The 12,725-nt window shown below is 60.5% G+C and carries 11 protein-coding genes; 8 read left to right on the top strand and 3 right to left on the bottom strand.

Translation table 11 applies throughout. The annotated features are described in order from the left end of the window. Window positions 1-5: 5 nt before the first annotated feature. The 3 genes from glgA to ACNAZS_RS23465 all read right to left on the bottom strand — a co-directional run bounded on the left by glgA (window position 6) and on the right by ACNAZS_RS23465 (window position 3,818). Window positions 6-1,571 carry a glycogen synthase GlgA gene (gene glgA, locus ACNAZS_RS23475; RefSeq protein ID WP_415792947.1) on the bottom strand — a complete coding sequence of 522 codons (1,566 nt, stop codon included), beginning with the start codon at window positions 1,569-1,571 and terminating at the stop codon, window positions 6-8. 151 nt (window positions 1,572-1,722) lie between these two features. Continuing rightward, window positions 1,723-2,799 carry a mechanosensitive ion channel family protein gene (locus tag ACNAZS_RS23470; protein WP_415792946.1) on the bottom strand — a complete coding sequence of 359 codons (1,077 nt, stop codon included), beginning with the start codon at window positions 2,797-2,799 and terminating at the stop codon, window positions 1,723-1,725. A gap of 89 nt (window positions 2,800-2,888) precedes the next feature. Beyond that, window positions 2,889-3,818: a sigma-54 interaction domain-containing protein gene (locus ACNAZS_RS23465; RefSeq protein ID WP_415792991.1), complete on the bottom strand. Its 930-nt coding sequence runs from the start codon at window positions 3,816-3,818 to the stop codon at window positions 2,889-2,891. Window positions 3,819-4,140: 322 nt separating this feature from the next. On the opposite strand from ACNAZS_RS23465, the gene ACNAZS_RS23460 reads away from it, so the two are divergent. The 8 genes from ACNAZS_RS23460 (at window position 4,141) to ACNAZS_RS23425 (ending at window position 12,708) form a co-directional block, all read left to right on the top strand. After that, window positions 4,141-5,517 (top strand): sigma-54-dependent transcriptional regulator, encoded by a 1,377-nt coding sequence (locus tag ACNAZS_RS23460; RefSeq protein ID WP_415792945.1) that lies wholly within the window; start codon window positions 4,141-4,143, stop codon window positions 5,515-5,517. 67 nt (window positions 5,518-5,584) lie between these two features. Continuing rightward, window positions 5,585-7,354: a thiamine pyrophosphate-requiring protein gene (locus ACNAZS_RS23455; RefSeq protein WP_415792944.1), complete on the top strand. Its 1,770-nt coding sequence runs from the start codon at window positions 5,585-5,587 to the stop codon at window positions 7,352-7,354. A gap of 51 nt (window positions 7,355-7,405) precedes the next feature. After that, window positions 7,406-7,669, top strand: coding sequence for a hypothetical protein (locus ACNAZS_RS23450; RefSeq protein WP_415792943.1), 264 nt, complete (start codon window positions 7,406-7,408; stop codon window positions 7,667-7,669). Window positions 7,670-7,686: 17 nt separating this feature from the next. Continuing rightward, complete coding sequence (locus tag ACNAZS_RS23445; RefSeq protein ID WP_415792942.1) at window positions 7,687-8,151, top strand: hypothetical protein; 465 nt, start codon at window positions 7,687-7,689, stop codon at window positions 8,149-8,151. A gap of 93 nt (window positions 8,152-8,244) precedes the next feature. After that, on the top strand, window positions 8,245-8,577 hold the full coding sequence (locus ACNAZS_RS23440; RefSeq protein ID WP_415792941.1) for an ElaB/YgaM/YqjD family protein: 333 nt from the start codon (window positions 8,245-8,247) through the stop codon (window positions 8,575-8,577). 66 nt (window positions 8,578-8,643) lie between these two features. Continuing rightward, on the top strand, window positions 8,644-11,346 hold the full coding sequence (locus ACNAZS_RS23435; RefSeq protein ID WP_415792940.1) for an ATP-binding cassette domain-containing protein: 2,703 nt from the start codon (window positions 8,644-8,646) through the stop codon (window positions 11,344-11,346). 163 nt (window positions 11,347-11,509) lie between these two features. Next, a complete protein-coding gene (locus ACNAZS_RS23430) occupies window positions 11,510-12,247 on the top strand; it encodes a BON domain-containing protein (protein ID WP_415792939.1) in 738 nt (245 codons plus the stop codon). Window positions 12,248-12,282: 35 nt separating this feature from the next. After that, window positions 12,283-12,708 (top strand): PRC-barrel domain-containing protein, encoded by a 426-nt coding sequence (locus ACNAZS_RS23425; protein WP_415792938.1) that lies wholly within the window; start codon window positions 12,283-12,285, stop codon window positions 12,706-12,708. Window positions 12,709-12,725: the final 17 nt, after the last annotated feature.

Below are 12,725 nucleotides of genomic sequence, written 5' to 3'. Positions count from 1 at the left end.
GATGATCAGTATGCTGTCCGAACGGAGATGCCATTATTCGCGCGGCGCGTATACGCCGGTACGGGCAACGGGCGAATCAGCGGCGCGGGAACTTGACCGCGCGGCGTGGCGCTCACCAAACTGTCGTACAAAGCCAGGTAAGGTCGCACCGCGGCTCTCCAACTGAATTCGCAGGCCATGCCATTGCGCTGCATACTGCACCACACGGCAGGTTGGCGGTACAAACGCAGTGCACGATCGATGGCCAAACTCATATCCTGGGCGCGATCACCGTCAAACAGGACGCCGGTGGCTGCCAGCATTACCCGGTCTGCTTCCTGGCCACCGGGGTCGATGATCGTATCGGCCAGGCCACCCACGCGTGAGCCGATAGGGATCGTTCCGTAGCGCATCGCATATAGGGGCGTCAGTCCGAAAGGTTCGAAGCGACTGCCATGCAGCAGCATGTCGGCGCCGGCATGCAATCGGTGGGCCGTGCTTTCGTCGTAACCAATGCGCACCGCGCAGCGTCCGGGGTAGCGCGATGCCAGCGCTTCCAGCGCCCGCTCATACTGGTAATCACCGCGGCCAATGATGGCTACTTGCAGGGTCGGATGGCGCTGCAATGCGTCGGGCAAAGCCTGGGCCGCGACATCGGCCATTTTTTGATGCGTTAAACGGCTACCCATGGCCAGCAATGGAGCATTCTGGTCCACATGTAACCCAAAGGCTTTTTGCAGTGCGGCCTTGGCCCGCGTTTTTTTGGTGAGATTGCGGGCGCTATAGGACAGGTGGCCCAGATAGCGATCATGAGCCGGATTCCACAAGGTATCGTCGATACCGTTGGGAATGGCCATCAAGTCGGCAGCCCTGGCGCGCAGCAGAGGGTCTAGCCCGCACCCGAATTCGGGTGTCAGGATTTCGCGCGCGTAGGTTTTGCTGACGGTGGTGATGCAGTCGGCGTAGCGTAGACCGGCCTTCAGGAAATTCAATTGATCGAAGAAGCGGATGCCGTCTTCGGTGCAATAACTATCGGGCACGCCGAGTTGGCGGGCGCAAGACAATGGAAACACCCCCTGAAAGGCCAGGTTATGCACGGTGAACACCGTCTTGACGTAGCGCAGCCCTGCCGCGCGCACCAGTAGCGGCACCAGCCCGGCATGCCAGTCTTGCGCATGCAGAATATCCGGTCGGCGTATGTTCGGCAGGCCCGTGGCCACACGTACCGCGGCGTGAGCAAGCGCGGCATAACGCACTGCGTTGTCCGCATAGGACTCTCCGTTTTCATCCAGATAGAGGTTTTCACGGTCGTACAGGGCGTTGTTGCACAATAGGTAAACGGGCAGGCCCGACTCAGGGCACAGGGCACCCACCAGCGTGGCTTCGCCGCCGGGCATACCCGCTAGATGCGCAATGTGACGCAGCCCCACCACACGGTCCAGCACGCCCCGGTAGGCAGGCATCAGTATGCCGACGTCCGTGCCTGCCACGCTCAGCGCGCTCGCCATGCCCGTCACCGCATCGCCTAGGCCGCCGCTCTTGGCCAGGGGAAATGCCTCGGATGTCACTATCAAGCTTCTCGTTCGCGCCATGACTGCTCCCGTTCGCGTACCGTTCGCGTACCGTTCGCCTGAGAAGGCGACGGTTTGTTGGCAAGTACGCAAGCGGCGTGCCCGGCATGCCATAAACCTGGGATTCAGCGAAACCACTGCCCCGAATTACCCGTCTGGCAAGTTGCGTCCGTTACGGTTCGGACGATGCCTCTGTTGGGCCATTTTGGGGGGCCGGATCGCGTGCCACCCGCACGCGCCGCTCGGGAATGGCGAATGCCACGTCGGCACTGCCCAGGTCGCGCAGCAGCCCGAGGTTGATTCGCTGCTGAATGTCCATGTAATGGTTGTAATCAGCGGTCATTACGTAATAGACCGCCTCGAACACCAAGCCGTTTTCGCCAAAGCTGGCGAAATGCGCTCGGTCGAATTTAGCGTCGCCCTCGGCCTCGATCCGGCGGCGTACGATGTCCGGTATGGCCGCGACGCAATCGGGGGATGTGCGGTACGACAAAGTGAACCCGAACACGATGCGCCGTTGTTGCATGCGCTTGTAATTTTGAATGGTCTGCTTGAGGAGCTCAGTGTTAGAACACACGATTTGCTCGCCGCCCAAGCTGCGGATACGCGTCGTTTTCAGACCGATATGTTCTATGCTGCCTGCCACTGGGCCGAATACGATGAAATCTCCAACTTCGAACGGTTTATCCAATCCGATGGCGATGGAAGCAAACAGATCGCTGAGTATCGTCTGAACCGCCAGGGCGACGGCGACACCACCAATTCCCAAGCTGGCGATCAGTGCCGTAATATTGACACCCACGTTGTCCAGCATGGCCAGTATGGTCATGGCCCACAGCACGATCCTCAATAGTAGGGCCAGAAGCATCGCCGTGACGGCTTGGCCGCCCACACGACCGATCAGGGCGCGGACCATGCCAATCGATATGGCCCGGTCTATCCACAGTGCGATTTGCAGAGCGGTCAATACAAACCACAGGTGCGAGGCCGCCACTGACCAAATGGCAATGACGCCCGTGATGCGCGCCGCGAGCAACGCTGCGATCAGGCACAGGACCAGCCAACTGGTGCGCTCCAGAATCTCGAGTGCGGCAGAAATTCCCGGCCGCACGCGAGCCTCCAGCCGTCGTTGTAGCCGCGTCTTTACCAGACCTAATCCCAATCGCATGGCGACCAGCAATGCCGCCGCTAGCAGCGCGGTCAACAGCCAGGCCCAGACAGGGCTGCCGGCCAGGCTAAACGTTGTCATCCATTGCACACGCGGTCCCCCGTTACGAACGCAGTGGAAAACCGAGCAAGCGGCGTACCTGGTGTGTTCCGCGTGGCTGTTTTGACTCGTCAGCCCGAGGGGAGGGAGGGAGTTTTAGCGTCAGCGCCGTAGGCGCCCAGACGGTTGTAGAGTGTCTTCAGGCTGACACCCAGGGTGTCAGCGGTGCGCTGCTTATCGCCGTCGTGATACGCCAGCGTGGCCAAGATGACATCGTGCTGCGCCTGGCTCAGGGGCGTGCCCACGGGGAAGCATAGTGTGCCGTTGTTCACATCGTGCGGCGCGCTCGTCGGAGCGCGGGGCGGGAGTTCTGATTCGATCACCGCATCCGACATAATGAACGCGCGTTGGACGACATTGCGTAACTCGCGCACATTGCCAGGCCAGTCATACATCGTCAACGCGTCGATCATGTGCGCCGAGAAGCGCTTGTTCGTCTGATGAGTAAGATTCAGTTCATCCAGAAAACGTTGCGCCAGCAAGCGAACATCGTCCCCCCTTTCCCGTAACGGGGGTACGCGCAAGGGCACGACGAGCAGGCGATGCAGAAAATCCTGGCGCAGTTCGCCGCGTTCCACCGCAGCAAACGGATCGCGATTGGTGGCACACACGATACGCACATCGGCCTGCAGCAATTCCGTGCCCCCCACGCGTTGATAAGTACCGCTTTCCAGTACGCGTAGAAATTGCACTTGTAAGGCGTCAGACATCTCGGTGACTTCGTCCAGAAACAGCGTGCCGCCGCAAACCGATTCAAAGTAGCCGGTGGTCTGACTCAGTGCGCCGGTAAAGCTGCCTTTCTCGTGGCCGAATAGCTGGGCATGCACCAGGGAATCGCTGATGGCGCCGCAATTGACAGCAGTAAACGGATGAGTGGCGCGATCACTGCCGTCATGAATGGCGCGCGCGACCACTTCTTTGCCCGTGCCGCTTTCGCCGGTGATGAAAACAGTGGCGTCACTGCGGGCCGCAAGCCCGACTTGTACGCCAAACTCTTGCATCCGATCGCACATGTCGGAAAAGAGTTCTGGCTGCCGCCGCGTGGTCGACGATCTGGTCTGAGCAGGCGAGATTGCCAGCATATATACCCCCGAAAAATCGGGGCCGGGTTCGGCCCAGGTTCGATCTCTGTAGCGTTTGTTTAACGTACTCAGATGATCATACGACAGCGGCCGCGCTCAATTGCAACCATGTGAAAACTTTGGCAAACGTTGTTGGGATATTCGGCAAAAATCGTGCCGCACCCCATTGCCGTGAGGTATTCTGAGTTTGAAAGAGACTGCTTGATTCTCTGCCACCGTTTGACCTTGTAACGGAGTCAACATGCCTCATTTGCTCGTACTGGACGATGACGCGGCGGTATGCGATATCTTGGCTGAAATCGCCCGCGAACATGGCTTTTCGGTCGCGCAGGCCGCCACCATGAAAGATGCGGTGATCCAATTACAGCGCCAGCCGCCCGACTTAGTCCTGACCGACGTGCAATTGACCGGCGACAGCGGCCTGGATATTTTCAGTCGCATGCCGAATTCGGATGCCGAGGTGGTGGTGATCACCGGTTATGGCAGTATGGACAACGCCGTTGAAGCGTTGCGTCTGGGTGCGACCGACTACTTGGTCAAACCGGTGTGCATGGATCGCTTGAGCGAAATTCTGACGCGTGTTGCGGCCAACCGCGGTGTTACAACTGATGATGCGCCGTTCCAGGAACCGGGGCGCTTTGGCAAGCTACTGGGGCAGTCCGAATCCATGGAGCGCCTGTTTACGCAGTTGTCGCGCGTGGCTACTACGGACGTGACGACGCTGCTCATTGGTGAAAGCGGCACCGGGAAGGAATTGGCGGCGCACGCCATTCATAAGCTCAGCAGCCGCAGCAACAAACCTTTCATTGCCGTCAATTGTGGTGCGATCTCTCCGAACTTGATTGAGAGTGAGTTGTTCGGCCATGAACGCGGTAGCTTTACGGGGGCCGACCGCCAGCACAAGGGCTATTTCGAACGCGCCGATTCGGGTACTTTGTTTTTAGACGAAGTGACCGAGATGCCGCTGGATCTACAGGTGAAATTGCTTCGGGTACTGGAGACGGGACGCTTTATGCGTGTGGGTACGCACCGCGAAATCGCATGCGACATTCGCATCGTGGCAGCGACCAATCGTAATCCTGGCCAGGCCATCCAGGAAGGCAAGCTGCGTGAGGATTTGTACTATCGACTGAGTGTGTTTCCCATCGATTTGCCGCCGCTGCGTGATCGCGGCACCGATATCCCATTCCTGGCCGATCGCTTCCTGGATGCGCTGAATAAGAAATACGGCGAAGAAAAGCAATTTTCCGAGCAGGCGCGCCAGGCTATTCAAGAATACGCTTGGCCGGGTAATGTGCGCGAACTCAAGAATTACGTGCGCCGGGCTTACATCCTGGCCGAAGACGGCATTCTGAGTGCCGATGCGCTGCAGCCGCAGATCGCGCCCGATGGCGGCAGCCAGACGGCGCGCGTCACCGTGCCACTGGGGGTGACGCTGGCCGAGGCCGACCGCCGCCTGATCATGGCAACGCTTGAACGTTGCGGTGGGGTAAAGAAGCAAACGGCTGCCGTATTGGGCATCAGCTCCAAGACCCTCTATAACCGGCTCGAAGAATACACGCAGGCCGGACACGTGATCGCCGGCGAGGACGGAAAGCCGCAGGCCCCTGACCGTTAGCCCCGGGCCCCGACAGGCATGAGGCTTGCTGTCGTTGCTCCCATGGAAATCCTCTCTGGGAGCAGGCATGCAAACGGTGTCGGACTTTATTTTGTCGCGTTTGGCGCAATGGGGCATTAACCGTGTCTATGGTTACCCGGGCGACGGTATCAATGGGCTGATAGGCGCATTCGGGCGTACCCGCGAGCCGCTGGAATTTGTCCAAGTGCGGCACGAGGAAATGGCCGCGTTCATGGCCTGCGCGCATTCCAAATTCACCGGCCAGGTGGGCGTCTGTATGGCGACCTCGGGACCGGGCGCGATTCATCTGCTCAATGGTCTATACGACGCCAAGCTCGATCATCAGCCGGTCGTGGCCCTGGTGGGTCAACAGGCCCGCACGGCGCTGGGCGGCGATTATCAGCAAGAAGTCGATTTGATCAGCTTGTTCAAGGACGTGGCTCACGATTTCGTACATGTGGCCGCGAGCCCGGTGCAGGCCAAGCACCTGATTGACCGCGCTGTTCGTATCGCGATGGAACGCCGCGCCGTCACTTGCGTAATCGTGCCCAACGATGTGCAAGATTTACCTGCGGTCCCGGATATTCCGCGCGAGCACGGGACCGTGAATACCGGTATCGGCTTTACCTCTCATGCAGGGGTGCCGGCTGCTGTTGCGTTGCAAAACGCGGCCGATATTCTCAACAAGGGTGAGCGGGTGGCTATCCTGGCTGGCGCTGGCGCCCGGGACGCCGGCGACGAACTGCTGCACGTGGCCGATTTGCTTGGGGCAGGCATTGCCAAAGCGTTATTGGGAAAAGCCGTGGTGCCGGATGACGTGCCGTATGTGACAGGCTCGATCGGGCTGTTGGGCACGCAGCCAAGTTGGCGCATGATGAATGATTGCGACACCTTGTTGATGGTGGGGACAGCCTTTCCCTATGGGGAATTTCTGCCTCCCGAGGGCCAGGCGCGCGCCGTACAGATTGATCGCGACGGCCGCATGATCAGTCTGCGATACCCCGTGGAACAAGGCTTGGTGGGGGACAGCAAGGCCACCTTGCAGGCGCTGGCGCCGTTGCTGCAGCGCAAAGAGTCGCGCCGTTGGCGCGACAAAATTGAAAAGGACGTGGCCCATTGGTGGAAAACTGTCGAGGCGCGCGCCATGGTGCCGGCACAACCCTTGAATCCGCAGCGTCCGTTCTGGGAGTTGTCGCCGCGGCTGCCGGACCGCAGCATTATTACCTGCGACTCGGGGTCGGCGGCCAGTTGGTATGCGCAGCACCTGCGCCTGCGCAAGGGCATGGCCGCGTCGCTGTCGGGCGGACTGGCCACCATGGGCAGTGGGGTTCCCTACGCATTGGCGGCCAAGCTGGCACACCCCGATCGCCCGGTATTCGCCCTGGTGGGCGATGGCGCCATGCAGATGAACGGCGTGAACGAACTGATTACCATCGCCGATCGTTGGCGCGATTGGGGTAATCCGACGCTGGTCGTGATGGTGCTGAATAACGGCGACCTGAACATGGTGACTTGGGAACAGCGTCTGATGGGCGGCGATCCGCGTTTCAAGGATTCGCAGTTGCTGCCGACATTTCCCTATGCCGAGTACGGACGGTTGCTGGGCCTGGAAGGTATTCGTGTCGATAACCCCGATCACGTTGGTGCGGCATGGGAGCGCGCCATCGAGGCCGACCGTCCCGTGGTGCTCGAGATGGTGACCGATCCCGAAGTCCCGCTCATACCGCCTCATGTGCCGCTCAAGCAGGTGCAGAACTATGTAAAAGCACTGCGCCAGGAAGATGCGTCCGGCGGAGCCGCGTTGCGCGCGACGCTCAAACAGTGGTGGGCGGGGTGAAATTCACCTCCCCACCTATTGGCTATTTATTGTTATTGAAGGAGTCATGCCATGATTTCACCGCCACCTCGTCGCTTTGCGGCGGATAGCCGCGCACCCTCTTCATCCCCGGCCGACCCGGTGAAAGATCCGCCGCGCCATTCCGATGATGCGCCCGAACACACCCCGGATCACGCCCCGGAGCGGAAACCGTATCCGCCTGACAGCATTCCCAATCCCATGCCCGGTCTCGATCCACAGCAGACGCCGGGGATCGACCGCTGGCAGGATGACGCCTTCGAAGCCGCTTGGCGACGCGCGACGCGAGAGCTTTGATGCGAGGCGACACCCCGATGGATAGGGCCGCCCATGCCGATCGAGATACCGCATTGCGGGCTGTGGCGATGGTCATGCCGATGATCGTCGCGGCCATGACGGATCGGCGCGTCGGAGAAAGCGGGTTCCTGCATATCGTGATCATGGATCCGATTTCCTGCCCGACAGTCGATGCGTTTGAAAAATCGATCCTATATGAAGAAAGTGTCGGAGATCGGTCAGCCTGGGATGCTGATTATGCGGACTATGCGCGCGCCAAGGCGGCTATCTCCTGGCGTACGGGCCTGGACAGCCACACGGTTTGCGAAACGCGCCCGCATTTACTGCGTCAGGCGGATGGCGCTGTCTGGGGGAGTGTCTGCGTTGAAGGCATTGTGGTGGGCGTCAGCGGCGCAAATCCGTGGTACGACGAGGCGTTTGCCGCAGCCGTGGCCCATGCGTTCAAGGCCATCGCCAAAGCACGTAGCCGTCAGGCCGACTGAACCCGGTTGGCGCTGCACCGCGGCACAGCACTTGCGTGGCCGAACGTACAGATACGCCGGCGCGGGCCGGCGGTTTTACACAAGGAGTTATTCATGAGTCTGTATACCCATCGCCGTCACGAATCGACCGATCGCATGAAGGGCGGCCTGCGCGAGCTCGTTTCAGGGGTCGAAGACCTGCTGCGCTCTACTGCCTCGTATGGCGGCACCGAGATTGAGTCAGCACGCGATCGTCTGAAACGCCAGCTCGACGCGGCGCGCGAGCATGCGCAGGATTGGGAGCGCTCCGCTGCGGGGCGTTGCCGGCAAGTCTCCACGGCCACGGATGATTACGTGCATGGCAACGCATGGAAGACGGCCGGACTGGCCATTGTCCTTGGGGTCGCGATAGGCTGCTGCCTGGCATCGGATCATTGGCGCCGTTAACGGCGGACTGGCCCAGGTCGACCCTGAATAGAGCAAGGGCGCGTAGGCGCCTTTGCACGTCACCTTATGCCTGAAGACAGCAGCGCTGCCCGCGCACGCCAGGAAGTCAACCGCAGCATTTTGCAGGCGCTCTGGGCCCATCGCCAGCGTACGGCGGTGGCGGTGATATTGCTGGTCGTCGCCAAATTGCTGATGGTGGCGGTGCCGGCGGTTCTCAAGCGCATTGTCGATGCCCTGAGTGTCCAAGGCACGTTGCTGACCATTCCCGTATTTCTCTTGCTGGGCTACGCACTATTGCGTTTCGCCGGCAGTCTGTTTACCGAATTGCGCGATGTGGTGTTCGTGCGCGTCACCCAGGCGGCGGTAGCGGATTTCAGGGTACGTATGTTCGAGCACTTGCACCGGCTGGGCGCGCGCTTTCACGGATCGCGCCAGACGGGTGTACTGGCTCGTGACGTCGAGCGCGGCACCGCGGGTGTCGGGTTTTTGCTGGGTACCGCGCTGTTTACACTGCTGCCCACTCTGGTCGAGATCGTTTCCGTATTGATCATCCTGATGTCGGGCTACAGCCTATGGTTTGCGGCGATCGTCGCGATGACGTTCACCGCGTATGCCATCGTGACGATGATCCTCACCGAAAAGCGCGCGCCATTCCAGCGTCAGATCAATGAACTGGATTCCCAGGCCAGCGGCCGAATGGTCGACAGCTTGCTCAACTATGAAGCCGTCAAACTGTATGCCAACGAGTCATTGGAATCGAATCGCCTGAGTAGCGTCTTGAAGCAATGGGTGGGAATAGGCATTGTCAATCAGCGCTCTTTGTCTGTCTTGCATGTCACGCAAAGCGGCGTCATTGCGTTAGGCGTGGGGGCGGTGATGTTGCTGGCCGGCAAGCAGGTGGTGGATTTCCGCATGAGCGTGGGCGATCTGGTGCTGGTCAACGCATATATTATCCAGATCTGCCTGCCGCTGAACACGCTTGGCCTGATCTTTCGTCAAGCCAAGGAAGCCCTCATCAATGCGGAGCGCGTGGGCGCGCTGCTGCTGATCCAGCCGGAAGCCGGCGACGAGGGTACGTTGCCGCCGTTGCAAGTGCGCGCAGGCACAGTGGCTTTCGAAAATGTCAGTTTCGGTTATGAGCCCGGTCGGCAGATTCTGTGGAACGTCGACTTCACAATTCCGGCGGGTGCCACGGTTGCGGTCGTGGGCGGCAGCGGTTCCGGAAAATCGACCCTGGCGCGACTGTTGTTCCGTTTTTATGATCCCGACAGTGGTCGCGTACTGATTGATGGGCAGGATCTGCGTCATGTGAGCCCCGCAAGCCTGCGTCGCGTCTTGGGCATTGTGCCGCAAGATACGTTGCTGTTTGACGAAACGATCGCCTATAACATCGCGTACAGCGATCCGCAAACCAGTCGTGCGGCTGTCATCGAAGCCGCACGCGGTGCGCGCGTGGACGACTTCATCACGAGCCTTCCGGCCAGTTATGACACACGGGTAGGCGAACGAGGAGTCAAATTGTCGGGGGGTGAGCGTCAGCGCATCGCCATTGCTCGCGCGCTGTTGAAAAACCCGCCCATTATCGTGTTTGATGAAGCCACCTCGGCGCTGGATACGCGCACCGAACGCGCGATACAGGCCGAACTGACGCGCATCTCCCAAGGCCGCACCACTTTAATCATCGCCCACCGGCTATCGACGATTGTCGACGCCGATGTCATCCTGGTCATGGAGCATGGTCGTGTGGTGGAGCAGGGCGCGCATGATGAATTGCTGGCCCGCCAGGGGATATACGCCCAGATGTGGAATCTGCAGCGTCAGCAAAATGCCCTGGAGGCGACGGCGACGCGCCTGAGCCGTCAGCCGGTGAATCTGGTGGCACTGGTGGCGGGGGTGATGGATGCTGCACGTCCTTTGCTCGAGGCCAAGGGCGTGAATTTGTATACGCAAATCGCCAGCGAAGCCGCACGGATTACCGGCGACCCGAGTGCGCTGCAGCAACTGATCTGGACCTTGTACGCGCATGCTGTCGCTGTGACACCACCCGGCGGACGCGTCGAGTTGCGGCTGGCCCGAGAAGGGCCATTGACCCGTCTGACCATTGCGGATGGACGGCCGGTGCCGGATCAGGCCGCCGCGCAGATACCCGGTGAGAATGAACCTGAAGTGCTGCGCAGCATGGCCGCGGTGGATCCCGCCCAGCTACGAGCCGAGGCCGAGCGACTGGGGGGCTTGTTACGCACCCGCGCCACGCCTTCGGACGGCGTGGCGTATGAGCTGGAATTTCCGCTGCGTGCCGTTGATGAATTGCTTGTCACCGCGCCCGAGGTCGAGGGCATCGATCTGACAGGTGCGGTGATCATCGTGGCCGACGATCATGAGGATGCGCGCGATCTGGTGTCCGAGGTGCTCACCGATCGCGGCGCCGTGGTGCGCGCCTGCGCCAGCGGCGCAGCGGTGTTGGCCGAGTTGGAGCATGCGGCCCCGGACGCCTGGCCCGATTTGCTTGTATGCGACATCTCGCTGGGAGATATGGAAGGCTACAAGGTCATCAGTCGTATACGCGAAATGGAGGCCGAGCGCGGCGTGTCTCTAGGGTCTCGAATGCCTGCCATCGCCCTGTCGGGGCATACCGGACCGGAAGACCGCTTGCGTGCGCTGCTGGCGGGCTTTCAGATTCATGCGGCCAAGCCGGTAGATCCCCGCGAACTGCTTGCCACGGCGGCGGCCATGCTGCGCTCGGCCACACGACCGGATCGGGCGCTGTAACGCGTCGAGGATGCTCGATTTCTTACTGCGGTATGTAAAAAGTGCCGCCGGCTCTGGCCAAGTTTTTGTTAATGGACGACGCGGCACACCGATTGCTTAGGTGTCGCTTATCGGCGAGCCGGATCCTCTGGCGCACGCCGTAGGTTTATGCAGGAGGCACACTATGCAACATTTAAATCGGCCCCCACGGCATTACTACGCCGACGATGTTGGTCGTCGGCCGGACCAATGGGACGAAGAGCGCGATGATGCGTACCGCTATCGCCGCGAGCATCAAACCAGCCAGAGCGGCCGATGGGGCGGCGAAGAGCCTTCGTATGGTCGGCGGTATGGCGAACGGCCCGCCGAACCGGTGGGCGGCCGGCCTAATCGCCGGGGCGCACCGTACGAACAGGGTGGTCAGTATCCCGGAACGCGAGAGGCCGGGCAGTTCGAGGAACTGCGTAGCCGCAGCGCCGATCCAGGCCAAAGCAGTTATGGCGGTTTTTATGGTGAAGACCCGCGCTGGCAGCGCCAGCAACTGCGTTATGGCGACGATATGAGTGACGACGACATGCCGGGACATGCGCAGCGTCGGTGGAATAGCGCTACGGATTCCCGATACGGTTCGCACCAGGATGCCGTACATAAATCGCAGCGCATCACCCCGAAAGGCTACGTACGGTCGGACGAACGAGTACGCGAAGATGTGTGTGAGCGGCTGAGCCACAGCGGCCTGGATGTCAGCGATGTCTCGGTTGCGGTCAGCGACGGCACCGTCACACTGGAAGGCACAGTGCCGAACCGCGGCATCAAACACGCTGTCGAGGATTGCGCGGACGATTGTCTTGGCGTCAATGACATCCAGAACCATATTCGGATAGCCGGCATTACCCACCCCGGTATGACGCGGATGGAATGACGAATATTCCATCCCATTTTTGACGGAGACTTATCATGAGTAATGACACCATCGGTCAGCGCGCGGGCGACCAGGCCCGCATCATAGGCAAGGGTAGGGCCACCGCTGACGGACCTGGACCGGAAGTCATGGCAGCGGATACGCTGACCGGAAACGACGTATACAACCCGGCCAATGAAAAACTCGGCACCATCCAGGACATCATGCTGGACGTTCCGCACGGGCGTATTGCATATGCCGTGCTGTCGCACGGTGGCGTGCTGGGTGTGGGCGACAAGCTGTATGCGGTTCCGTGGACTGCGTTGGTGCTCGATACGGACCGAAAATGCTTCGTTCTCGACGTCGCCAAAGATCGACTGAAGAATGCCACCGGTTTCGATAAAGACCACTGGCCCAGCATGGGCGAGAGGCAATGGGCCCAAGAAGTTTACGAGTACTACGATCAGCCTCCGTACTGGTAGGGCGCCCGCGGATTTTT

The sequence above is a fragment of the Bordetella tumulicola genome, from assembly GCF_965138755.1.
In the GTDB taxonomy this organism is placed as follows: domain Bacteria; phylum Pseudomonadota; class Gammaproteobacteria; order Burkholderiales; family Burkholderiaceae_B; genus Bordetella_A; species Bordetella_A tumulicola.
Note: the sequence above shows the minus strand (reverse complement) of the source record. Positions and strands in the feature narration are given on the sequence as shown.